This is a genomic window from Mitsuaria sp. WAJ17 (assembly GCF_014174515.1).
Taxonomy (GTDB): domain Bacteria; phylum Pseudomonadota; class Gammaproteobacteria; order Burkholderiales; family Burkholderiaceae_C; genus Roseateles_B.
Genome location: NZ_JACJUG010000035.1, coordinates 14,787 through 39,408 on the forward strand (window position 1 = coordinate 14,787; position 24,622 = coordinate 39,408).

Sequence of the window (24,622 nt, forward strand, 5' to 3'; positions counted from 1 at the left end):
AGAGATCAGCTGCGCTTGCGAGTGGCAGCGCCGCGGGACTTGGACCCCGGTTCGGGGGCATTGGCTTGAGCCCCCTGCTTCACGTCGCCTCGGTCGACCTCGTGGCCGGCGGCGGTGATGCAGGAGGCGATGACGCGCTCGAAGCCCTTGCCGGCGCGCTCCAGGGCGCCGGGGCTGCGCATGAAGCGCGCATCGTGGTGAAGGGAGAGGATCAGGCCGTGCAGCTCGAAGAGGATCTGCAGGGCATCGGTATCAGGGGCCAGATGGCCTTCTTCCTTGGCCAGCAGGATGGCCTTGTGCAGGGCCGCGTGCCAGGCCTTGACCATGGAGACCAAGGCGTCGCGCACCGGGCCCGGACGGTCGTCGAACTCGACGGCGCCGGAGATGTAGATGCAGCCCGAGTCGATCTCCACCGACACGCGACGCACCCAGCGCTCGTACAAGGCGCGCAGGCGGGGCAGGCCCCGGGGTTCACGGATCGCCGTGAAGAAGACCTCTTCCTCGAATTTGGCGTGATACTCACGCACCACGGCGATCTGCAGTTCTTCGCGCGAGCCGAAGTGGGCGAAGACGCCCGACTTGCTCATCTTGGTCACATCGGCCAGAGCGCCGATGGACAGGCCCTCCAGCCCCATGTGCGAGGCCAATCCTAGGGCCGCCTCCAGAATGGCGGCGCGCGTCTGCTGCCCTTTTTGCAGGGAGCGGACGGCGCGGCGCGGAGCCCGGGGCTCGGACTTGCTGGCGGGCGGGGAAGCCGGGGAGGCGGTGGGCACGGTGGTCTTTCGTGAGCGCTGGAGGCGTCAATAATAAAACGAACGATCGTTCTATTTTTGCCCAAAAGACCGCGTGCTGCACAAGCCTCGCACCGGGCTTTCTAGGGGCATTCGCCTAGAAGCGCACGCTTGGCGACTGGATCCAAGGGAGAACCCTGAGATTTGCTGCAATGCAGCAGCGAAAGCCGCATGCCCAGGGCCGTCGCACCATCGGACCGTCGCACCCGGGCGGGGCAAGGCGCGGACCCGACAGTCTGCGCGCTAGGGATGACAGGCGCTTGACGAGATCGCCTCCAGCCCACAGTGCCCATGAATGCGGGCTCTAGCGGCCCTGGCGCCTTGGTCCGTCGGCGGACCTGCAGTACGCTGCAGGCTTGGAGGTCAGCGCTGTGGATGTTCTGCAACTGGATGTCTCGGGGCGACCGCAGGCCTGGATCACCACCCGGGACGCGGCCGCCATTTATGCGAATGACGGCATCGCCTGGACCCTGGGCGAGCCCTGCCAGGTCCTGCGCGGCGGGCTGCAGCGCCGCACGGGGCTGCAGTCGCGCATCGAGGTCCACCCCATCATCGCCGTGCGCGGGGCCGTGCCCTCCAGGGCGTGGCGCCAGGAGCCCGCCCTCTCCAACCACAAGCTCTTCGCCCGTGACCGCTACCTCTGCGCCTACTGCGGCCGCGCCTTCCCTGAGGACGACCTCACCCGCGAGCACATCGTCCCCAGCTCCCGCGGTGGGCGCGACAGCTGGATGAACTGCATCACCGCCTGCCGCAGCTGCAACGGCCGCAAGGCCGACCGCCTGCCCGAGGAGGCCCGCATGAGCCTGCTCTACCTGCCCTATGTGCCCAGCCTGCACGAGGACATGATCCTGCGCGGCCGCCGCATCCTGGCCGACCAGATGGAGTTCCTGCTGGCGAGCGTGCCGAGGAGCAGTCGCTTGCATGGGTGAGTCCTCGGGCGCGAGCCGCCATGCCGCCAATGCCGGGAGGTAGCATGCGTCGATGGGCCCTGGAAACGAAGAACGGACGCTGGTGCAACTCCTGCTGGATGCGGCCGAGACCCTCTTTCCAGACGCCGATCCGCCTCCCAGGATGGACATCAATGCGAAAGACACGACCGGCGACACGGCGCTTCATGTCTACCTGTGGCGTGGCAATGAAGTCGCCGCCCGTGCGCTCATCACCCATGGAGCAGATGTCAACGCAATCGGGGAGATGGGTGAGACGCCCTTGCATGTGGCCATGCGCCAGGCTGGGCCCAGGACACTTGCGGCGCTGATGGCCGCAGGCTCGAGGAGGGACGTCGTCTCCGAGTTCCGACAGACCCCCAAGGATATTGCCGAGGAAACGGGCCGCCTCGCGGTCTACGAAGAAGCCCTGGCCCTCGCGCTGGCACCGCTCCGACGCCGCAGGCCCGGCTAGCCGTCACAGAACGTACACAGAACGCACACAGGCCACCGGCGCCCGAGCAAACGGCGGCACCTCCGGCTGGGTACAGTTGCGTCATGCAGTCAACGCGCCAGCCCGCGCTGCGTTGCTGCGGAAGACCTCTGCCGGAGAACCAAGACATGAACAAGACCTTCACCCTTTGCGCCAGCGTCCTCGCCCTCAGCCTGCTCGGCGCCTGCTCGACCAGCAACCCGGACGTCGTCTCGCGCCATGACGCACAGCGCATGTCCCAGGTGGTGGACGCCACCGTGCTGAGCGTGCGCCCCGTCACCGTGGACGGCAGCCAGAGTGGCGCCGGCGCCGTGACCGGCGGCGTGGTGGGTGCGGTGGCCGGTTCCTCGGTGGGGGGCCGCCGCGAGGGTCAGGTCGTGGGCGTGCTGGGCGCCGTGGCCGGTGCCGTGATCGGCAACGCCATCGAGCGCAGCGCCACCCGCGAGGAAGCCCTGGAGATCCTGGTGCAGCTGCGCAATGGCGAGCGCCGCTCCGTCGTGCAGGCCAAGGGCCAGGAGAACTTCGTCCCCGGCGACCCGGTCATCCTGGTCACCACCGGCGGCAAGACGCGCGTGAACCGGGCCCCCGTGGTGAGCCAGCCCGCTCCCGCGCACTGAACCCAGCCGCAGGCTCAGGGACTGAGACCGCCCGGCCCAAGGGGATGACGACCGCCCCCCGCGTCCCGGGGACGCCCTTCAGGGGGGGCTGCCACGAAGCCGGCGAGCGGCGATGCTTCGGCCCATAGCAAACGTCGCGAGTCCCCGACATGCCCAGCCTCAGCCTCGACTTCTACTTCGCCCCCTGCCAAGTCCGCCCTTCCAGCCATCCGGAGCTGCACGAGCTGCCGGCCTCTCTGGACGGGCTGGAGGTGCGGGACAGCACCCTGGCGGAATGGCTGGAGGTGGGTACCGGCTTCGACCAACTGACCCCGCTGGAGCTGGTGGACACCGAGTTGCTGGACCAACTCCCCGCCAACTGAGGCCAGGGAACGCACAGGCCGCAGACGGCGGCACAAAAGCACAAGGGCGCCGTGGGGCGCCCTTTTTGCTGACCGGGATGGCCTGGCCGGTGCCAGAGCGAGCGCTCAGCGCAGCAGGCCCACCGAGATCTCGGTCTCCGGCAAATTGGGCATGAAGGCGTGGCGCGTGGTCTTGTACGGCAGCAGCTCCTCGCTCTCCACGAAGCCCATCAGCTCGCTGTAGGAGTAGCCGCGGCCCGAGGCCCAGCAGCGCACGTCGATGCGCTTGTCCCCGTACTGCAGGGGGATGCAGGGCAAACGGCGCAGGCCCAGCAGGCGCGCGGCCGCCAGGCGGTGGTTGCCGTCCATCACGTAGCCGCTGCCAGCCTCCACGGGCAGGGCCGAGGTCCACAGGCCCAGGGCCGATATGCGGTTCGCCAGTTCCTGCACATGGGCCGGATCGATGATCTCCGATTGCCGGAAGAACTCAATGGGGCGCACGGCCACGAGGTAGCGCACCTGACTGCGCACGGCGTCGGTATTGGCTTGCTCCAGGTCGCCGGCCGCCTCGGCGGGCGGTGCGAAGATGCGGTGGACTGTCTCCGTCATGGTGTCAGCTCACTCGACAAAGAAGCGGTGTGGGACGCAAGGGGGCGGCGGATCGGGAGGACCCGCGGCGGGTGGTTCGGACTCATTCGTGGCTCCCTGGCCCGGCGGCTGCTAACGCGCTGCCGGTGCGCCTGGATTTTCACCAAAGCCGCGGCAAATGTCCTGCCCAAAAGCGGCCTCCAGGATGTACGAACGAACAGGTTTCCCGGCTGGCGGCCTTCGATATCCTTCGGCCCGGTCGACGCCAGCCTTGCATGGGAAGCCCTGCGTGCTGGATCCCCCAAGACCCCGAAAACCGCAGGCCCCGCCATGATCGCCGTGCACCTCCATGCCGTCGCCAAGACCTACCACCTGGATGCCGTGGGCGTTGCCGCGCTCCAGGACATCAACCTGGAGCTTCGCGCCGGCCTGCTGACCGTGATCAGCGGCGCCTCCGGCAGCGGCAAAACCACGCTGCTGAACCTCATTGGTGGCCTTGACCGCCCCGATGCCGGCCGCATCCACGTGGCCGGCCACGACATCGTCGCCATGGACGACGACCAGCTCTCCGACTTCCGCGCTCGCCACCTCGGCGTGGTCTTCCAGAACTTCAACCTGCTGCCGGTGCTCAATGCCCAGGAGAACGTCGAGTACCCGCTGGTGATGCTGGGCATCGACAAGGCCGAGCGCAAGACCCGCGCCGCAGAGATGCTGGCCGCCGTGGGCCTCACCGAGCAGGCGCGCCGCCGCCCCGGCGAACTCTCGGGCGGGCAGCGCCAGCGCGTGGCCATCGCCCGCGCCCTGGCGGCTCGCCCGCAGCTGGTGCTGGCCGACGAGCCCACCGCCAACCTCGACAGCCAGACCGGCGCCAGCATCATCGAGCTGATGCGCCGCCTGCAGCGCGAGCAGCAGGTCAGCTTCGTCATCTCCTCCCATGATCCTCAGGTCCTGGCGGCCGCGGATGACATGGTCCGAATCAAGGACGGCCGCATCGTCGAACTGCGCCGTGCCGACGCCCTGAAGGTGGCCGCATGAACACGCTCTCCCTGGCCTGGCGCAACCTGCTGCGCAACCGCCGCCGCTCCATCACCACGCTGCTGGCCATGATCGTCGGCGCCAATGCGGTGCTGCTCTTCGGCGGCTACAGCCGCAACATCACCTACGGCCTGCAGACCGACTACGTGAAGTACGGCGGCCACCTGCAGATCCAGCGCGAAGGCTACTACCGCTATGGCAGCGGCAACCCGGCCGCCTACGGCCTGGCCCAGTACCGCGAGATCATTGCCGCCATCCAGCAGGACCCGGTGCTCAAGCCCCTGGTGCTGGTGGCCACGCCGACCCTGCAGTTGCAGGGCATCGCCGGCAACTTCGGCGCCGGGGTGTCGCGCACGGCCCTGGGCCTGGGCGTGGTCGTCGAGGACCAGAACCGCATGCGCGCCTGGAACGGCTACGACTTCCCCGTGCAGGTGCCCCAGATGGCCCTGACCGGCACAGGCCCCGAGACCGCCGTGCTGGGCACCGGCCTGGCCCGCGTGCTGCAGCTGTGCGGCCCGCTGAAGCTGCTGGACTGCAAGGCCGCCGCCGCCCAGCCCGCAGGCCCGGCCAAGGCACAGGCGGACCTGCCCGCCGACATCGCCGACCTCGGCAAGCTGGCCAACGGCGCCGAGCCCGCCCCCCAGGCCTCGGCCGCCGCCATCGAGATGCTGGCCGCCACTGCGCAAGGCGCGCCCAATGTGGCCCGCCTCCAGGTGGTCAAGGCCGAGGAGCAGGGCGTCAAGGAATTCGATGATGTCTACGTGGGCCTGCACCTGGCACAGGCCCAGCAGTTGGTCTTCGGCAAGGAGGCCGCCAAGGCCACGGCCATCGTCCTTCAGCTGCAGCACACCGACCAGATCCCGGCCGCCAAGGCACGCCTGCAGCAACTGCTGGCTGAGCGATTCCCGCAGGAGCCCGTCGAGGTGCTGGACTTCAGTGCGCTCAACCCCTTCTACGGCCAGGCCCTGGCCATGTTCGCCACGCTCTTCGGCTTCGTGGCCCTGCTGATCGCGGCCATCGTGCTCTTCACCGTGGGCAACACCATGAGCATGGCGGTGATTGAGCGCACCGTGGAGATCGGCACCCTGCGCGCCATGGGCCTGCGTCGCGCCCGGCTGCGCCGCCTCTTCATGCAGGAAGGCCTGTTGCTGGGCATCGTGGGCGCCGTGCTGGGCGTGAGCATCGCGGCCAGCCTGGCCGGCCTCATCAACCACAGCGGCCTGACCTGGACGCCGCCGGGCCGCTCGCCGGTGCCGCTGATCATCCGGGTCTGGGGCGAGACTGGTCTGATCGCCGGCACGACCGTAGGCCTGATCCTGGTCGCTGCCCTTTCGGCCTGGCTGCCCTCTCTGCGCGCCGCCCGCCAGAACATCGTGGACGCGCTGCGCCACGTCTGAGCCCCGTCCGAACGCCTTCCTTCCTCTCATCGCGGAGCCCTGCCATGAACACTGTCCACCGTCTGCTGCCCCTGCTGATCTCCGTCCTGGCGCTGGGCGCCTGCGCCCCGCATGGCGACATGAACCATGCACGGATGGAATCGCACCCGGCCCCCGACCTCAACCTGGCCCTGCAGCGCAACACCGACGGCGGCACCTACCGCATCGAGTTGAGCCCGCCGACCGAGCCGCTGCGCGTCAACAAGATCCACAGCTGGAACATCCGCGTGCTGGATGCCAACGGACAGCCCGTGCCCGACGCCCGCATCGCGGTCGATGGCGGCATGCCCGAGCATGGCCACGGCTTTCCCACTCAGCCGCGTGTCAGCGTTGGCGGCGCACCGGGTGCCTACGTGCTGGAGGGCATGAAGTTCAACATGACGGGCTGGTGGGAGATCAAGCTGGAGGTGCAGTCCGCGCGCGGCGCCGACCGCATCACCTTCAACACGGTGCTGCCGCCCTCGGCCTCCTGAGACCTCGTCCCCGCCTTTTGCAGGACTCCCGCATGCGCCTCTTCCAGAATTCCCTGCTCCTTGCGCTGGCCCTGGGGCTGCTGGCCGGGGCCCAGGCCCAGGGCGCCTCGGCCCCAGGCGCCGCGCCCGCCGCGGTCCGCGCCTTGCCGCAGGCCGAGGCCCTGCCCTCGCCGGACCGGCTGACGCCCTACCGCCCCCGCCTGGGTCGCAGCAAGCCCCTGGTGGCCGTGGTCGCGGAGAACTACTACACCGAGCTCACCGACTACGTCCTGCCCTACGGCGTGCTGAGTGCCGCGGGCGTGGCCGAGGTCCAAGCCCTGGCCACGCAGCCGGGCCCCATCCGCATGTTCCCTGCGCCCATGAATGTGGAGCCGCAGTCCACCACCGCCAGCTTCGACCAGGAGCATCCGGAGGGCGCGGACTACGTCATCGTGCCCGCCGTGCACAAGGACGACGACCCGGCCCTGCTGGCCTGGGTGAAAGCCCAGGCGACCAAGGGCGCGACCATCGTCGGCGTCTGCGATGGCGTCTGGGTGCTGGCCCGCGCCGGCCTGCTGGACGGGCGCCGCGCGACCAGCCACTGGTACTCGCGCGAGGACCTGCGCAAGAAGTTCCCCCAGGTGCAGTGGCAGCAGCAGCTGCGCTATGTCGAGGACCGCCGCGTGATCACCACCACGGGCGTCAGCGCGACCATCCCCGTGTCCCTGGCCTTGGTCGAGGCCATCGCAGGGACCGAGCGCGCCACGCAGCTGGCCCGCGAGCTGGGCGGCGCCGGCATGAGCTGGACCGCTCAGCACCCCAGCGAGCGCTTCCAGATGAGCTGGAGACACAAGCTCACCATCGGCGGCAATGCCGTCGCGTTCTGGTCCCACGAGGACGTCGGGATCCCCGTAGACCAAGGCGTGGACGAGATCGCCCTGGCCCTCAAGGCCGAGGTCTACTCCGCGACCTACCGCTCCACCGCCCTGGCCGTGGCGCCCCGCGCCGGCCTCATCAAGTCCCGCCGCGGCCTGAGCATCGTGCCGGACCGCGTGATGGGCGCCGACGCCCCACGGCGCATGTTGTCGGCCCCGGATGCCTCGGAACCCCTGCTCGCCCTGGACCAGGCGCTCAAGGGCATTGCCAGCGACTACGGTCCGCGCACCGCCGCCTGGGTGGCCCTGCAGATGGAATACCCCGGCTACTGAAGGCCCCCAGACCCGTCACCACGTGCCGGCCCCCCATGAGGGGCAAAGCAGCTTGGGGCGGCCCGGCGATTCTTTGAGAGCCTCGCGCCTCCCGGCACCCGCTTCCAGCAATCGGCGCCGCGGCGCCCCGGCTCACTACGCCACGCCCCCACGTCCTTGACTGAGCCCATGTCCGAGTCACCATCCATCACCTGCACGTCGGATCCCGCCCCGAACTCCTGGGTGGCGCTGCTGCGCGCCCAGGCGGCCCGCCGACCGGAGCACGCCGCCCTCGTCTTCCTGCCTGACGGCGAACGTGAGGGCGCGCGCTTGAGCTACGCCCAACTAGACCAGCGCGCCCGAGGCCTGGCCGCCGCGCTGCAGGCGCAGGGCCTGCAGGACCGGCATGTGCTGCTGATGCTGCCCTCCGGCGTGCACTATGTGCTGGGCTTCCTGGCCTGCCTCTATGCCGGTGCCGTCCCGGTGCCCGGCTACCCCCCCAGCAACGGCATGCATGCACGGCGCATGGCCCACATCGCCCGCGACTGCGAGGCCCGCGCCGCCCTGGTCAGCGCCACGCAGGACGGCAGCGAGGCCCTGCGCGAGGCCTGCGCCGGCCTGGCCGGCCCCGTCCTGCGCATCGACGACGAGGCCCGGCTGCAGGGCGACGCCGCCAAAGCCTGCGAGCCCGAGTCCTGGCGGCCGCCCCGCCTGGACCGCGACAGCGTGGCCTATCTGCAATACACCTCCGGCTCCACCAGCCAGCCCCGCGGCGTCATCGTCACGCACGGCAATCTCCTGGCCCATGCGGCCGGCTGGCATTGCGCGCCGGGCCTGTGCGAGGACGACGTCTTCGTCAGCTGGCTGCCCCTGTTCCACGACATGGGCCTGATCCTGGGCCTGCTGCAGATGTTCCATGAGGGTGGCACCGTGGTGCTGATGCCACCCCTGGCCTTTGTGCAGCAGCCCCTGCGCTGGCTGCAGGCCATCAGCCGCTACCGCGGGACGGCCAGCTATGCGCCCAACTTCGCCTACGAGCTGTGCTGCCAGGCCGCCCAGGCCTTGCCCTCGCTGGAGCTGGACCTCACTCATTGGGCCGTGGCAGGCAATGGCGCCGAACCGGTGCGGGCCGAGACTCTGGCGCGCTTCCAGGCCCAGTTCGCCCCCTTTGGCCTGCGCGCCGAGGCCCTGAGTCCGGGCTACGGCCTCGCCGAGGCCACGCTGACCGTCACCCGCCAGCCCCGCCTGACGGCCCCGCCCGTCGTGCGCGCCAGCAGCGCCGCCCTGGCGCGCGGCCTGCTGCAGCCGGCCGAGGCCGGCCAGCCCTTCACCGAGCTCGTGGGCTGCGGCCAAGCCTGGCCCGGTGCCGAGGCGGTGATCGCCGACCCGCTGCGCGGCGAAGCCTGTCCGGATGGCCGTGTCGGCGAGATCTGGGTGCGCGGCGAGGTCGTCGCCCACGGCTACTGGCGCCAGGCCGCGCTCAGCGAGCAGGCCTTCCTGGCACGCATGGCGGACGGCAACGGCCCCTGGCTTCGCACCGGCGACCTGGGCGCCTGGCATGAGGGCCAGCTCTTCATCACCGGGCGGATCAAGGACGTGATCGTGATCCGCGGCCAGAACCACTACCCGCAGGACCTGGAGCGCAGCGCGCAGTCCGCGCACGAAGCCCTGGCCGGCGCGCAGGGCGCAGCCTTCGCCCTCGAACTGGACGGCCAGGAAAAGCTGGTACTGCTGCAGGAGGTGCGCCGCTCGGCCCGCCACCGCCTGGATGGCGAGGCCATCACCGCCGCTCTGCGCGAGGCCATGGCCGCCAGCCACGGCCTGCACCTGCATGCCGTCTGCCTGCTGCGCCCGGCCAGCCTGCCCATGACCTCCAGCGGCAAGATCCAGCGCCATGCCTGCCGTCAGCTCTTCCTGGACGGCGGACTCAAGCCGCTGCACCAATGGCAGGACACGACCCCGACCGTCTGCCTGCCCGCTGCCCGGGCCAACACCGAGCTGTCCGCCTGGCTGCTGGCGCGCTGCGCCGCGCTGAGCCACCTGCCGCAGGAGCTGCTGACCGCCGAGCAGAGCTTCGCCAGCATGGGGCTGGACTCCATGGATCTGGTCACGCTGTCGGGTGAGCTGTCCGCGCGCCTGGGCCGCCGCGTCGAGCCCACCCTGCTCTATGCCCAACCACGCATCACGGCCCTGCTGGCAGCCCTGGGCAGCGAGACGCCAGCCACCATTGCCGCGACAACGCACCTCCCGCCGGACGAGCCCATCGCCGTCATCGGCATGGCCTGCCGCCTGCCCGGTGCCGAAGGCGCCGAGGCCTTCTGGCAGCTTCTGGACGAAGGCCGGGATGCCGTCACCGAGGTGCCTGCGGACCGCTGGGACGCCCAGGCCCTCGCCGGCAACGAGCCCGGCCGCAGCGCCAGCCGCTGGGGCGGATTCATCGAGGGCATCGAGCAGTTCGACGCCGCCTTCTTCGGCATCTCCGCACGCGAGGCCGATGCCATGGACCCGCAGCAGCGCCTGCTGCTGCAAGCCTGCTGGCATGCCCTGGAGGATGCCGGCCTGCGCGCGGAAAGCCTGGTGGGCAGCGACACCGGCGTCTTTATCGGCGCCATGACCCACGACTACCAGCTGCTGCAGCTGCGCCAGGGCCAGGCCCTGGACGCCTACTTCGGCACGGGCAACCAGGCCAGCATCCTGGCCAACCGCCTGTCCTATGTGCTGGGCCTGCAGGGCCCCAGCTGGACGGTGGAGACGGCCTGCTCCTCGTCCCTCGTGGCCCTGCACCAGGCGCGCCGCGCCCTGCTGGACGGCGACTGCAGCCTGGCCCTCGTCGGCGGCGTCAACGCCCTGCTGGCGCCGGACCTCTATGTGGCCCTGTCCCAGGCCCAGATGCTATCCCCGGACGGCCGCTGCCGGGCCTTCGACGCAAGCGCCAATGGCTATGTGCGGGCCGAGGGCTGCGCCGTGCTCGTGCTCAAGCGTCTGTCCGAGGCACAGCGCGATAGCGACCGCATCCTCGGCCTGCTGCGCGGCTCCGCCGTCAATCAGGATGGCCGCAGCAACGGCCTCACCGCCCCCAATGGCCCGGCCCAGCAGGCGGTGATGCGCAAGGCCCTGGCCGGCGCAGGCCTGCAGGCTCAGTCGGTGAGCTACCTGGAAGCACACGGCACCGGCACCGCACTGGGCGACCCGATCGAGATGGAGTCCATCCAGCAGGTCTACGGCCGCAGCGAAGGCCCGCCGCTGTGGGTGGGCTCGGTGAAGAGCAATATCGGCCACGCCGAGCCCCTGGCCGGCCTGGCGGGCCTGTGCAAGGTGCTGCTGGCCCTGCGGCACGAGCGCATCCCCGCAAGCCTGCATGTGCAGCAGCTCAACCCGCTGCTGCGTCTGGAGGGCAGCGGCTGCTCCGTCGCCCGCGAGGCCCAGCCCTGGCCACGCGGCGACGCTGCGCGCCTGGCCGCGATCAGCTCCTTCGGCTTCGGCGGCACCAATGCGCACGTGATCGTGGAAGAGGCGCCCGCGCTGCCGGAGCCACCGGCGTCAAACGCCGGGGAGCGGCCTGCACTGCTGGTCCTGTCCGCCCGGAGTGACTGCGCCCTGCGCCAGCTGGCCGAGGCCTACGCGCACCGGATAGACGCCCTGCAGGCGCCGCTGCAGGCCCTGTGCCAGGCAACAGCCCTGCGGCGCTCCGCCCTGCCCCATCGCCTGGCCGTGGTGGCCGCCGACAGCCCGGCCCTGGCCGCCGCGCTGCGCGCCCATGCGCAAGGAGAGACGGACCCGGCGCTGTTCACCGCAGAGCAGGACTGCGTGGGCCCGCGCCGCACCGCCTTCCTCTTCACCGGCCAGGGCAGTCAGTACCCCGACATGGGCCGTGGCCTCTATCGCAGCGAGCCTGTCTTCCGCCGCAGCATGGACCACTGCGCCGCGCTACTGCGGCCCTGGCTGGGCTTCTCGCTGACCGAGGCTCTCTATGTGCAAGCCGACGTCGCCGGGACCCCGCTGCAGCTGGAAGACACCGCCCATGCGCAGCCCGCGCTCTTCGCACTGGAGTGGTCCCTGGCCCAGCTGTGGGCGGCAGCGGGCGTGCAGCCCGACGTGCTGCTGGGCCACAGCCTGGGCGAGTACGTGGCCGCCTGCCTGGCCGGCGTCTTCAGCCTGGCCGACGGCCTGCGTCTGGTCGCCGAACGCGGCCGGCTGATGCGGGCGCGCTGCGAAGCCGGCGCAATGCTGGTGCTGCAGGGTCCTGCGCCCGCGCTGCAGACCCTGTGCCAGGAGAGCCTGGCCGGCGGCAGGCTGGCCCTGGCCGCGCGCAATGCGGCCGACTGTCTCGTGCTGGGCGGCGCGCCCGAGGCCATCGAGGCCTGCCAGGCGCGCGCCCTGCAGCTGGGCCTGGAGGCGCGGCGCCTGCCCGGCCAGCGCGCCTTCCATTCGCCCGCGATGCAGACCATACGCAGCGCTTTTGCCGAGGTGCTCGCCGGCATCAGCCTGCAGGCGCCGCGCCTGCCCCTCATCAGCAACCTCGACGGCCAGCTGTGCGGCGAAGCCCTGGCCTGCGCCGACTACTGGCTGGACCACGCCTGCCAGACCGTCGAGTTCGAGGCCTGCCTGGATACCCTGGCCGCCCAGGACTGCGCCCGCCTCATCGAGATCGGCCCGGATCCGGTGCTTAGCAGCCTGGCCCGCCGCCACCCCCGACTGGACAGCCCGGGCCGCCTGTGGCTTTGCAGCCTGCGCCGCGGCCGTGACGAGCACCGGCACTGGCTGGAGACCCTCGCGCGCTGGACCGTGTCCGGCGGCGAAACCGACTGGCAGTCCTGGTACGCAGGCCAGGGGGCCGACGCCGCACAAGCCTGGCAGCAGGTCCGGCAGCTGCCTGCCTATCCCTTCCAGACGGAGGCGCATTGGTTCCAGCCCGCCACCAGCAGCCCCTTGCCGACCAGCACCCTGGGACAGCGCAAGACCAGCGCGGCAGCCCCTGCCATGGCCGAGACGCCCCACCCGCCCACGCTGCCCGAAAATCTGCTGCAGCTGCCGCCAGAGGCCGCCCGCCAGGCTCTGCTGGACTACCTCCGCCTGCAGACCTTCCAGATCCTGCGCCTGAGCACCGCGCGCAGGCAAGACCTGACCCCCAGTTTCCCCGACTCCGCGCTCAGCCAGTTGGGCTTCGACTCACTGATGGCCCTGGAACTGCGCAAGCAGCTGGCCCGTGACACCGGCATCGAGCTTGCGCTGCGCCAGCTGCTGGTCAACACCACGGCGCGCGAGCTGGCCGGCGTCCTGCACCGCCTGATGCTGCTGCAGGACATGCGCCCCGCCGACGAGACAGCCAGCGCCGACCAAGGCCTGGAGGAGATCCTTCTGTGAACACCGACTTCAGCCTCAGCCAGACCTCGGCCCTGGACGAACCCGGCGAATGCGCCGCACTGGACAGCATGGAGGCCCTGCTGCTGCGCCTGCGCCAGCGCGGCGTCCAGCTGCAGGCCGAGGGCGAGCAGCTGCGCATCTCAGCCCCCAAGGGCACCCTGGACGAGGAGCTGCGCGCGGCGCTGAGCGCCGGCAAGTCCGAGATCCTGCGCCTGCTGCACAGCCAGGAGCGCCGCGGTGCCCTGCCCGAGGTAGAGCCCAGGCCCGCGCAGCGCCACGAGCCCTTCCCCCTGACCGACGTCCAGCACGCCTATTGGATGGGCCGCCAGCCCTTCGTGGAGCTGGGCGGCTTCTCCACGCACTGCTACTTCGAGTTCCAGCGCGAGGGGCTGGACCTGGCGCGCCTGGAGCAGGCGCTGCAGGCCCTGATCCGCCGCCACGACATGATGCGCGCAGTGATCGCCGAGGACGGCACGCAGCGCGTGCTGCCCGAGGTGCCGCCCTACCGCATCGAGTGCCTGGACCTTCGCGCGCACGGCGGCCCCGAAGCCCAGGCGCAGATGCTGGCCCAGCGCGAGCAGCTCTCGCACAGGCGCGGGCCCATCGATCAGTGGCCGCTGTTCGCCGTCCGCGCCGCGCAGCTGGCCGGCGGGCAGCTGCGTCTATTCGTCAGCCTGGACATGCTGATCATCGACGCCTCCAGCATGTTCCTCTTCTTCCAGGAATGGCAGCAGGCCTACGAGGACCCGCAGCGCCTGGCTCCGGCCCAGGCCTTCAGCTACCGCGACTACGCGCTCTTCGAGCAGACCCTGCACGAGCAGCCCGAGTTCCAGCGCGCCCGTGACTACTGGACCGCCCGCCTGGACAGCCTGCCCCCCGCACCGGGCCTGCCTCTGGCCCGCCAGCCGCACGAGCTGGCCGAGGTGCGCTTCGAGCGCCGCGAGCAGCGCATCGCCGCCGAGGAATGGGCCCGCCTCAAGGCCCTGGCCGCGCAGCATGGCGCCACGCCCACGGTGCTGCTGATGACGGCCTTCTCCGAGGCCCTGCGCCGCTGGTCCGCCACACCGGACTTCAGCCTCAACGTCACGCTCTTCCATCGCTTCCCGGTGCACCCCGAGGTAGAGCAGCTGATCGGCGACTTCACCGCCACCAGCCTGCTGGCAGCAAGGGCGCAGGCGGGCGACAGCTTCACCGACCGCCTGCAGCGCTTGCAGGCCCAACTGGCCGAAGACCTGGACCACCGCGCCTACAGCGGCATGCGCGTGCTGCGCGACCGCGCCCGCCACCTGGGCCATGCCCCTGGCGCGGCCATGCCGGTGGTCTTCACAAGCACCCTGGCCCTGGACGGCCGGCAGTCCACCACCGGCGGCCTGAGCTTCTTCGGCGACATCGTGCACGGCGTCAGCCAGACCCCGCAGGTGTGGATGGACCACCAGATGGCCGAGTTCGATGGCGAGCTGCGGCTCTTCCTCGACGCCATCGAGGACCTTTTCCCTGTCGGCATGCTGGACGACTGCTTCGGCGCCTACGCCCAACTGCTGCGCACTCTGGCGACAGATCCGGAGGCCTGGACGCGGCGTCCTCTGCCCGCCACGCTGCCGGCGCATCACCAGCCCCTGCTGGCTCGGTTCAATGCCACCGACGACCCCGCCATCGGCCACGGCCTGCTTCAGGACGGCCTGATCGCCCAGGCCCGCCGCCAGCCCGAGGCCCCGGCCGTGATAGCGGCCGACGGCCAACTGAGCTACGCCCGCCTGGCGCGTGAGGCCCTGACCCTGGCCGAGGCACTGCAGGCACTGGGCGCCGGGCGCGAGCAGCCCGTCGCGGTGATGATGGACAAAGGCTGCGAGCAGGTCCTGGCCGTCTACGGCGTGTTGATAGCCGGCGCCGCCTACCTGCCCATCGACCCGCGCCTGCCGGCAGAGCGCCGTCGCCACCTGCTGAGCGCCAGCGGCGCCCGCCTGCTGCTGACGCAAGCCGCCCACCGCTCCGGGCAAGACCTGACCCCGGGCCTGCGCGTGCTGTGCCTGGGCGACGATGCCCTGGCCGCACCCGCCATCGCCCCGCCCCCGGCCGCAACCCGGCCCAATGACCTGGCCTATGTGCTCTTCACCTCCGGCTCCACCGGCCAGCCCAAGGGTGTGATGATCGAGCACGCCCAGGCGGTGAACACCCTGCAGGATATCAACCGCCGCATGCAGGTGGGCCCGCAGGACCGCGTACTGGCGCTGTCGGCCCTGCATTTCGACCTCTCCGTCTACGACCTCTTCGGCGTGATCGCCGCCGGCGGCTGCCTGGTGATGCCGGACCCGGCCCGCCTGCACGACGCCCAGCACTGGGCCGAGCTGGTACAGGCGCATGGCGTGAGCCTGTGGAACTCGGTGCCGCAGCTGCTGCAGCACTACGTCGAGCACCTGGAGCATCTGCAGACCCAGGGCCAGCCCCTGCCGCCCGCCGTGCGCCAGGCCATCCTCAGCGGGGACTGGATCCCGGTCGGCCTGCCCGATCGCGCGCGCCGCGTCTGCCCGGGGCTTCAGTTGCTGGCTTCGGGCGGCCCCACGGAAACGGCCATCTGGTGCACGCAGTACCCCATCGGCACGGTCGATCCGGCCTGGTCCAGCATTCCCTACGGACGGCCGCTGACCAACCAGCGCATGTGGGTGATGGACGCGCTGCTGGAGGAGCGCCCCGTCGGCGTGGCGGGCGAGATCTGCATCGGCGGCGCCTGCGTGGGCCGCGGCTACCTGGGCGACGAGGCCCAGACCGCGCAGCGCTTTCTGCGCCACCCCCGCACGGGCGAGCGCCTGTACCGCTCGGGCGACCTCGGGCGCCTCACGGCCGAGGGCCAGATCGAGTTCCTCGGCCGCCTGGACCACCAGGTCAAGATCAATGGCCTGCGCATCGAGCTGGGCGAGGTCAACGCCTGCCTGCTGCGCCAGCCCGGCATTCGCCAGGCCTGGACCGGCGTGCGCAGCGAGGGCGCACACAGACAGCTGGTGAGCCTGCTGGTGGTCGATGAGCACGCCGCCGATTGGCCCGCCCGCCTGGCCGATGGCTCCCTGCGCCAGGCCCTCGCGGCCTGGCTGCCGGACTACATGCTGCCCCAGCGCTTCCAGCTGCTGGAGGCCCTGCCCCTCAGCGCCAACGGCAAGGTGGACGCAGCCCAGCTGCAGGCCCTGCTGCAGCAGCAGGGCCCCGAGGGCGCCGCGCCCACGGGGCAGGCAGACGCCGCATCCCTGGCCCTGCAGGAACGGCTGCTGCCGCTGTGGCAATCCCTGCTGGGCCGGCAAGACCTGACCCCGACGCAGAGCTTCTTCGACGTCGGCGGCGATTCCCTGCTGGCCCTTCGCCTGCTCAGCCGCGTGCGCGAGCAGCTGTCCCTGGCGCCCGAGCTGCAGGGCCGGTTGATGCAGTGCTTCTTCCAGCAGCCGCGCCTGGCGGACTTCGCCATGGCCCTGGCCCGCCTGCAGCAGGCCCGGCCCATACTGAGCGACGACAGCCTGCCCCTCATTGAGCCCGCCGCGGCTCCGGACGGCGAAGACTTTCCCGCCGCCGACGTGCAGCTGGCCTTCCTGATGGGCGATGGCGAGGACCTCGAGTTCCACGTCCGCACCCACCACTACGTCGAGGTGGAGATGCCCGCCTTCGACCCAGCCCGCTACGAGCAGGCCCTGCAGCGCGAGCTGCAGCGCCAGTCGGCCAATATCGTGGTCGCCACGCCCGAGCTGCGCCTGAGACCGGTGCAAGACCTGACCCCGCTTCCCCTGACCCTGGACGACTGCAGCGCCCTAGGTGCCGCCACCTGCGAGGCCCGCCTGCTGGCCACGCGATCGCGCATGGAGCGCCAGACCCTTCCGGTGGACCGCTGGCCCTGGATGCAGGTCCATGCCACTTTGCTGCCCAGCGGCCATGCACGCCTGCACATCAACTGCAATGCCGTGTTCTGGGACGGCTTCGGCACCCAGCAGTTCTTCGCCAACGTGGAGCGCTGCTACCGCGAGCCGGCCACCGTCCTGCCTCCGTTGACCCTCAGCTTCCGCGACTGCGTGCTGGCCCTGGAACGGCTGGAGCAGAGCTCGCAGGGCGAGCGATCGCGCCGCTACTGGATGGACCGCCTGCCGGCCATGCCCGCCGCGCCCGCCCTGCCCCTGAAGCCGCGCCTGAATCGCCGCCAGCGCTCGATGATGAAGCGCCGGGAGATGGACCTCAGCGCCGCGCAATGGCAGGCCCTGCGCCAGCGCTGCGAGGCCCGCGGCCTGCGCCCCGAGGCCGGCCTCTTTGGCGCCTATGCCCAGGTGCTGGCCTTTTGGAGCGGCTCGCGGCACTTCCTGCTCAACAACATGGTCTCGCACCGCCTGCCCCTGCACGAGCAGATCTTCGAAATCGTGGGCAACTTCTCCGCGCTGTACCCGCTGGAGGTGGACTGGCGCGAGGGCGGCGGCTTCGCAGAGCGCTGCCGCCGCCTGGACCAGCGCATGCAGCAGGACCTGCAGCACCTGCACTGCAGCGGCGTGCAGGTCCTTCAGGCCTACAACCGCGTGCACGGCCAGGCCGGCCGCGCCGCCTGCCCCTTCGTGGTGGGCAACGGCCTGGCCATGAAGCCCTTCACCCGCTCGCTGCACGGCTGCCTGGAGACGCCCCAAGTACTGCTGGACAACCAGTTCTTCGGGCTGGAGGACGGCGGCATCTGGATCACCTGGGACGTGTTCGAGGACGTGTTCCCCGCCGGCCAGATCGACGCCATGTGGCAGGCCTATGCACGGCTGCTGAACGAGCTCGCCCATGACGATGCGGCCTGGGACAGCGAGGGCTTTGATCTGCTGGACGACGCCGCCCGCGCCCTGCGCCGGCAGTACAACGACAGCGCCGCCCCGCGCCCCGAGGGCCGGCTACTGCAGGACGGCCTGCTGCAGCAGGCCCGCGAGCAGGGCGAGGCGCTGGCCCTGGTCGCCGAGGGCCGGCGCCTCAGCTACGGCCAGCTCGCGAAGGATGCGCTGGCCCTGGCCGGCCAGCTGCAGTCCCGCGGCCTCAGGCCGGCCGATCCTGTGGCCGTGCTGCTGCCGCGCGGCCCCTGGCAGGTGATCGCCGTGCAGGCCATCCTTGCGGCCGGCGGCGCCTATGTGCCCATGGACCCGCAGTGGCCGGCGCAGCGCCTGGAGCAGCTGCTGCAGAGCACGGGCGCGCGCCTGGCACTGCGCCTGGCCGGCCTGGGCGATGCGCCCGCGCTGCCTGGCCTGCACTACCTTGCCGTCGATGAGCTCACGGCAGGCCCGTCCTGGCAGCCGCCCGCCTGCAGCGAGACCCAGCTGGCCTACATCATCTTCACCTCCGGCTCGACCGGCGTGCCCAAGGGCGTGATGATCGACCACCGCGGTGCGCTCAACACCATTGCCGACATCAACCGCCGCTTCGCCGTGACAGCCGCGGATGTGATCTTCGGCGTGTCCTCGCTGTACTTCGACCTCTCGGTCTACGACCTCTTCGGCAGCACCCTGGCCGGGGCCCGTCTGGTGCTGCCCGACGCCGCCACCGGCGTGGATCCCACGGCCTGGCTGCGCCAGATGCAGGACGAGGGTGTGACGGTGTGGAACTCGGTGCCGGCGCTGATGCAGCTGCTGGTCGATGCCGCGCTGCAAGCCGGCGTGCAGCTGCCGCAGCTGCGCCTGGTGATGCTCAGCGGGGACTGGATCCCGGTGACCCTGCCCGCGCAGATCCGCCGCATCGCGCCGGATGCACAGGTGGTGAGCCTGGGCGGCGCGACCGAAGCCTCGATCTGGTCCATCGTCTACCCCATCGGCCAGGTGCCGGCGGACTGGCCCAGCATCCCCTACGGCCGCCCCCTGGCCAACCAGCACTGGTACGTTCTGGACGAAGACGGCCGCGAGCTGCCCGACGGCGTCACCGGCCAGCTGCACATCGGCGGCACGGGGCTGGCCCTGGGCTACTGGGCGGACGAGGCGCGCACGGCCGCGGCCTTCATCCGCCACCCGCGCAGCGGCGAGCGGCTCTACCGCACCGGCGATCTCGGCCGTATGCTGCCCGATGGGCAGATCGAGTTCCTGGGCCGGGCGGATTTCCAGGTGAAGATCCAGGGCTACCGCATCGAGATCGACGAGATCGAGCATGTGCTGCAGGCCCATGCGGCCGTGCGCGCCGCCGCCGTGATCGTGGTCGGCAGCCAGGCCGGCAAGCAGCTGCAGGGCTTTGTGGTCTCGGACGAGGACTTGGACCTCGCCGCGCTGCAGCAGCACGTGGCCGCCCGACTGCCCGCCTACATGGTGCCCAGCCGCCTGCAGCGCCTGGCCCGCCTCCCGCTCACCGCCAACGGCAAGCTGGACCGCAGCGCGCTGGCCACCATGGCCGTCAACGAGCCCCACGAGCGCGGCAGCGTACCTGCGCGCAATGCGCTGGAGCGGAGCCTGGCCGAGATCTGGTCGGCGGTGCTGGGCGTGCAGCCCGGCGTGCATGACGACTTCTTCGCCCTGGGCGGCCAGTCCTTCGCCGCAGTGCGGGTGATGACGCGGATCGAGCAACAGCACGGCCTGCGCCTGCCGCTGTCGCTGATGTTGGAGGGCCGCACCATCGCCGCCCTGGCCCAGGCCATCGAGCAGGCCCGAGCCCAGCGCGCCGAGGCCGCCAGCCCAGCACCGGCACGCCGTTCGCGCGCCCTGGTCTGCCTGCAGCAGGGCAGTAGCCAGGAGCCGGGCTGGTACTTCGTCCACCCAGCCGGTGGCCATGTGCTGTGCTATCGCGAGCTGGCCCAGAGCATGCCGGGCCATTTCCATGCCTTCCAGGCGCCGGGGCTGTCCAACGACGGTCCGCCGCTGGACGAGGTCCCGGCGCTGGCCGCCCACTACCTCGCGGCCCTGCGCCAGCACCAGCCGCAGGGCCCCTACCGCCTGGGCGGCTGGTCCTCGGGCGGCACCATCGCCTTCGAGATGGCTCGCCAGCTGGAGGCCGAGGGCGAGCCGGTGGCCTGCCTGGCCCTGCTGGACACGCCGGCGCCGCACGCTGGCGAGGCGCAGGCACCCGGCCCACGCCAGCTGCTGCAGTGGTTCCTGCAGGATCTGGAGGCGCCGCTGTCCGCCGACATGCTGGCGGGGATCCAGGCGCAAGACCTGACCCTCGCACAGGCCCTGGCCCTGCTGCATGAGCAGGGCCAGGGCCGCCACCTGGACGCGCGCGCCCTGCAGGGCGTGCACGCGGTGTTCAGTGCCACGGTCAGCGCCTGCCAACGCTACCGCCCCGGCCCCGCCATTCTCAATGCGCCCCTGCTGGTGCTGCAGGCCAGCGAGGGCGAGGTGGCCGAGTTCGCCGGCCACCCGGACGCCCATCGCTGCGACTGGGGCTGGCGCGTCCATGCCGCCGGCCGCCTGCGCAGCCTGCGTGTTCCGGGCAGCCACTACAGCCTATTCAAGCCGCCCCATCTGGACGGCATCGCAGCGCTGCTGCAGACCCCCTTCTGAATCTTCTGCATCGATCCGGAGCAAGACATGACCCCTCCTCCCAACGCCCCCCTGCGCATCGCCTTCCTCTGGCTGGCCCTGGCCCTGACCCTGCTGATGGTGATCGCCTCCACTCTCGTCAAGGCCGCCATACAGACCGACTTCAGCGAGTTCGTCCACCACCCCGGCCCGCGCGGCTGGGAGGTGTTCTGCCTGCAGTTCTTCCTCTACCTGAGCCTGGGCACGGCCGCCCTCTACCTGCAGATGCCCTGGTTCCGCTGGCTGACCCTGCTGCTGTTCACCCTGGCCGGGCTCTACATGCTGGCGCACCAGATCGGGCACATGGCCGAGGGCTGGCGCTACGGCCTTACCGGTGCGGTGGACCTGGCCCATCACCTGCTCTGCGCCCTGGGCGTCTGGCAGGCATGGCGCTGGTGCCGCCAGGCGGGCTCGCAAGGCAGCGCATCCATGGCGCAGCGGGAGGCCGCATGCTGAACGCCCGATTGAGCGCCACCGCCTCCGCAAGCCAGGAGCCTCCGCGCCTGCTCCTGCTGTGCTTCGCCCATGCCGGAGGCCACACGACCTGCTTCCTGAATTGGCAGGCGCAGATGCCGGCGGGCGTCCGGGTGATGCCGGTGGAGCTGCCCGGCCACGGCAAGCGCATCCGCGAGGCCCTGCAGCATGACTATGCAGGCCTGGTCGATGGCCTGGTCGCGCAGTTGGCCCCGGAGATCGAGGCCCTGCAGCGCCAGCACCCGGGCCTGGGCTATGCCGCCTTCGGTCACAGCGCGGGCGCGAGCTTCGGCTTTGGCGTCTGCGCGCGCCTGGCCGAACGCCTGGGGCAGCCGCCGGTGCATGCCTTCTGGTCGGCCGGCTCGGCACCCCACATCCCCCGCCCGCCCCGCTCGCGCTACAGCGACGCCCAACTGCTGGAAGAGGCCCGCGCCCTGGCCGGCACGCCCACCGAAGTGCTGGACAACGCCGAACTGATGGCCTTCTTCCTGCCCATCCTGCGGGCGGACTTCGCGGCCTTTGAAGGGGCCGGCCTGGACGCCGGGCGGCAGTTGGACTGCCCCTTCACGGTCTTCGCCGCCACGCGCGACCGCATCCCGCCCGAGGACATCTGGGCCTGGCAGCGCCACGCCAGCCAGGGTGCCCGCCGCGTGTTGCTGGACGGCGACCATTTCTCGGTGCTCTACGCGCCCCAGGCCCTGTGGAGCCATATGCGCCAGACACTCGGCGAGGAGCTGACGACATGCTGATGAACGCCGCCCGGCGCCGCCTGTGCGCGGCCCCCCTGGCCCTGCTGCTGGCCCGCCCCGCGCACGCGGCCGCCGGCCCCACGGCCGAGGAGGTCATCGAGCGCTTCGACAAGCTGCTGTGGGGCAGCACCCTGCAGGGCCAGTTTGAGATGACCATCGCCACGCCCTCGTGGTCGCGCAGCCTGACGCTCAAGCTCTGGACGCACCGCCCGGCCAAGTCCTTCGTGCGCATCGTCGCGCCGGCCAAGGACGCTGGCATCCTCTCGCTGCGCCTGGGCTCCGAGATGTGGAACTACCTGCCCAATATCGAGCGCAGCATCAAGGTGCCGCCGTCCATGATGCTTCAGCCCTGGCTGGGCTCGGACTTCAGCAATGACGACATGGTCAAGGAAAGCAGCATCGTCCACGACTACCAGCACCGCTTCGTTGGCGAGCACAAGGTGGAGGGCATGGAGGCCTGGGAGATCGAGTCCCTGCCCCGCCCCGAGGCCGCCGTGGTCTGGGGGCGCCTGCTGAGCCTGGTCCGCAAGGGCGACTACGTGCCCCTCAGCACTCGCTTCTTCAACGAGCGAGGCCAGCTGGTGCGCACGCTCAGCTACTCCGACGTGCGCCCGCTCGGCGGTCGCCAGTTGCCCACGCGCTGGGAGATGCAGCCCGAGAACCAGCCGGGCAAGAAGACGACGCTCGTGATCCAGGAGGCGCGCTACGACCAGCCCATCTCGGAGGACGTCTTTTCGCTCCAGAACCTCAGCCGGAGACGCTGATCCATGACCCGCATCCCCCTCATCGAAGCCCGCGACCTCTGCCGCGACCACCGGCAGGGCGAGCAGACCGTGCCCGCTCTGCGCCACATCCACCTGCGCATCGAGGCCGGCGAGTTCGTGGCCCTGGCCGGGCCCTCGGGCTCGGGCAAGACCAGCCTGCTCAATCTGCTGGGCGCCCTGGACCGCCCCAGCAGCGGCGTGCTGCGCCTGGACGGCCAGGACCTCACCCTGCTCAGCAAGACCGAGCTGGCCGGCCTGCGCTTGCGCAAGCTGGGCTTCGTCTTCCAGCATTACAGCCTGATCCCGGTGCTCTCGGCCCTGGAGAACGTCGAGTACGTGCTGGTGCTGCAGGGCGTTCCCGCGACCGAGCGTCGGCAGCGCGCAGCCGAGGCCCTGGCCTCCGTGGGCCTGGGCGCCCTGCTGGACCGCCGTCCGGACCAGCTCTCGGGCGGCCAGCAGCAGCGCGTGGCCGTGGCCCGCGCCATCGTGGGCCACCCGGCCCTGGTGCTGGCCGACGAACCCACCGCCAATCTCGACTCCGACACGAGCGACGGCCTGCTGGCCCTGATGCGCGACCTCAACCAGCGCACCGGCACCAGCTTCGTGATCGCCACCCATGACAGCCGCGTCATGCAGAGCGCCAGCCGGCTCGTGCGCCTCAAGGACGGCGCCATCCTCGAGGACTCCGCCCATGCCCTTCCTGAAGCTTGCCCTGCGTAATGCGCGCCGCCAGGTGCGGCGCTCCCTGCTGATCCTCGGTGTGACCAGCCTGGGCGTGCTGGCCATGGTGCTGGCCTGGTCCGTGCTGGACGGGCAGAACCAGCAGATGGTTCGCAACATGACCGAGGTCTACAGCGCCCACGCCCAGCTGCAACGCGGCGACTTCCTGGACCAGCCCAGCCTGGACCTCAGCTTCCCGGCCAGCATGGCCGCGGACCTCGCCGGCCAGCCCGGCGTCAAGGCCGTGAGCTCGCGCATCAGCGGCACCGGCCTGCTGAGCGCCGCCACCCAAGTGCGCGGCGTGCTGCTGGTGGGCGTGGACCCGGTGCAGGAACCCCTGGTCACCCGGCTGGACCGGCAGGTGGTGCAGGGCCACTACCTGCGTCCCGGCGAACGCGGCGGCCTGCTGCTGGGCCGAAGCCTGGCAACCAGCCTGGGCGTGCGCCCGGGCGATGAAGTGGCGGTACTGGCCGAGGGTCGCCATGCCGCCATCGGCTCGCTGCGCCTGCGGGTCAGCGGTATCTTCGACACCGGCAACTCCCACACCGACGCGCAGCAGGCCTTCCTGAGCCTCGTCGATGCCTCCGAGCTCTTCGGCACCGAGGGCGAGATCACCAGCGCCGCCCTGCGCCTAAACAGCCTCGCCCAGGCCCCCCACATCCTCCAGCGCCTGCAGGCCGGCCTGCCCTGCGGCCTGGTGCTGCGCGACTGGGCCGCGCTGCTGCCCTCGGTGGCGCAGTCCGTGCAGTTCCATGAGGGCCTGGCCCACCTGCTGATGCTGATCCTCTTCGTCGTGGTGTCCACGGGCCTGGCGACCAGCCTGCAGATGTCCGTCTCCGAGCGCCTGGGCGAGTACGGCACCCAACTGGCCCTGGGCACCACGCCCTGGCAGCTGTGCCGCAGCATCGTCTACGAGGGCCTGCTGCTGAGCGGACTGGGCTTCCTCATCGGCTATGCCCTGGCGGCCTTGATCGCGACACAGCTGGCGCGCGAAGGCATCGCCCTGCCCCAGCATGGCGATGCCCTCGAGACCATGCAGGGCCTCGGCCAGCGCATCCACCCCTACCTGGACCCGCGCCGCCTGCCCACGCTGCTGGCGGGCCTGGGCCTGGTGAGCCTGCTGGCGACCCTGCTGCCGGCCTGGCGCGCGGCGCGGCTCACGCCGCTGGCGGCACTGCGCGGTGTCTGGCTGGAGCGGCCA

Annotated in this window: 17 protein-coding genes; 15 read left to right on the top strand and 2 right to left on the bottom strand. The window is 71.0% G+C overall.

All coding sequences use genetic code 11. The features are described from left to right. Positions 1–5: 5 nt before the first annotated feature. Complete coding sequence (locus H5407_RS20825; RefSeq protein ID WP_183106423.1) at positions 6–773, bottom strand: TetR/AcrR family transcriptional regulator; 768 nt, start codon at positions 771–773, stop codon at positions 6–8. 389 nt (positions 774–1,162) lie between these two features. Between H5407_RS20825 and H5407_RS20830 the strand changes: the two genes are divergently transcribed. The 4 genes from H5407_RS20830 (at position 1,163) to H5407_RS20845 (ending at position 3,189) form a co-directional block, all read left to right on the top strand. Then, positions 1,163–1,720: an HNH endonuclease gene (locus H5407_RS20830; protein ID WP_183106424.1), complete on the top strand. Its 558-nt coding sequence runs from the start codon at positions 1,163–1,165 to the stop codon at positions 1,718–1,720. A gap of 82 nt (positions 1,721–1,802) precedes the next feature. Continuing rightward, entirely contained in the window at positions 1,803–2,192 is a 390-nt protein-coding gene (locus tag H5407_RS20835; protein WP_183106425.1) for an ankyrin repeat domain-containing protein, read from the top strand. Positions 2,193–2,338: 146 nt separating this feature from the next. Beyond that, entirely contained in the window at positions 2,339–2,827 is a 489-nt protein-coding gene (locus H5407_RS20840) for a glycine zipper 2TM domain-containing protein (protein ID WP_183106426.1), read from the top strand. Positions 2,828–2,976: 149 nt separating this feature from the next. Continuing rightward, a complete protein-coding gene (locus H5407_RS20845) occupies positions 2,977–3,189 on the top strand; it encodes a hypothetical protein (protein ID WP_183106427.1) in 213 nt (70 codons plus the stop codon). 105 nt (positions 3,190–3,294) lie between these two features. Here the strand turns inward: H5407_RS20845 and H5407_RS20850 are convergent, their stop codons facing one another. Next, positions 3,295–3,777, bottom strand: coding sequence for a ParB N-terminal domain-containing protein (locus tag H5407_RS20850; protein ID WP_183106428.1), 483 nt, complete (start codon positions 3,775–3,777; stop codon positions 3,295–3,297). A gap of 309 nt (positions 3,778–4,086) precedes the next feature. Here H5407_RS20850 and H5407_RS20855 point away from each other — a divergent pair, with 309 nt between their 5' ends. The 11 genes from H5407_RS20855 to H5407_RS20905 form a co-directional block, all read left to right on the top strand. Further along, positions 4,087–4,791 (top strand): ABC transporter ATP-binding protein, encoded by a 705-nt coding sequence (locus tag H5407_RS20855; RefSeq protein WP_183106429.1) that lies wholly within the window; start codon positions 4,087–4,089, stop codon positions 4,789–4,791. Then, positions 4,788–6,188, top strand: a complete 1,401-nt coding sequence (locus H5407_RS20860; protein WP_183106430.1) for an ABC transporter permease — start codon at positions 4,788–4,790, stop codon at positions 6,186–6,188. Before H5407_RS20855 ends, H5407_RS20860 begins: the two co-directional genes overlap by 4 nt. 44 nt (positions 6,189–6,232) lie before the next feature. Beyond that, complete coding sequence (locus tag H5407_RS20865; protein WP_183106431.1) at positions 6,233–6,700, top strand: FixH family protein; 468 nt, start codon at positions 6,233–6,235, stop codon at positions 6,698–6,700. Between the two features lie 32 nt (positions 6,701–6,732). After that, a complete protein-coding gene (locus H5407_RS20870) occupies positions 6,733–7,887 on the top strand; it encodes a DJ-1/PfpI family protein (RefSeq protein WP_183106432.1) in 1,155 nt (384 codons plus the stop codon). 168 nt (positions 7,888–8,055) lie between these two features. Next, entirely contained in the window at positions 8,056–13,230 is a 5,175-nt protein-coding gene (locus H5407_RS20875; protein ID WP_183106433.1) for a type I polyketide synthase, read from the top strand. Next, on the top strand, positions 13,227–20,696 hold the full coding sequence (locus H5407_RS20880) for a non-ribosomal peptide synthetase (protein WP_183106434.1): 7,470 nt from the start codon (positions 13,227–13,229) through the stop codon (positions 20,694–20,696). Before H5407_RS20875 ends, H5407_RS20880 begins: the two co-directional genes overlap by 4 nt. Before the next feature lie 27 nt (positions 20,697–20,723). Then, positions 20,724–21,170, top strand: coding sequence for a hypothetical protein (locus tag H5407_RS20885; RefSeq protein ID WP_183106435.1), 447 nt, complete (start codon positions 20,724–20,726; stop codon positions 21,168–21,170). Beyond that, a complete protein-coding gene (locus tag H5407_RS20890; protein WP_183106436.1) occupies positions 21,164–21,937 on the top strand; it encodes a thioesterase II family protein in 774 nt (257 codons plus the stop codon). Before H5407_RS20885 ends, H5407_RS20890 begins: the two co-directional genes overlap by 7 nt. Further along, positions 21,931–22,701, top strand: a complete 771-nt coding sequence (locus tag H5407_RS20895) for an outer membrane lipoprotein-sorting protein (RefSeq protein WP_183106437.1) — start codon at positions 21,931–21,933, stop codon at positions 22,699–22,701. The genes H5407_RS20890 and H5407_RS20895 overlap by 7 nt, the downstream gene beginning before the upstream one ends. A gap of 3 nt (positions 22,702–22,704) precedes the next feature. Then, positions 22,705–23,421, top strand: coding sequence for an ABC transporter ATP-binding protein (locus H5407_RS20900; protein ID WP_183106438.1), 717 nt, complete (start codon positions 22,705–22,707; stop codon positions 23,419–23,421). After that, positions 23,393–24,622 (top strand): ABC transporter permease (locus tag H5407_RS20905; protein WP_183106439.1); only part of this gene is annotated, 1,230 nt, incomplete at its 3' end. The genes H5407_RS20900 and H5407_RS20905, both read left to right, overlap by 29 nt.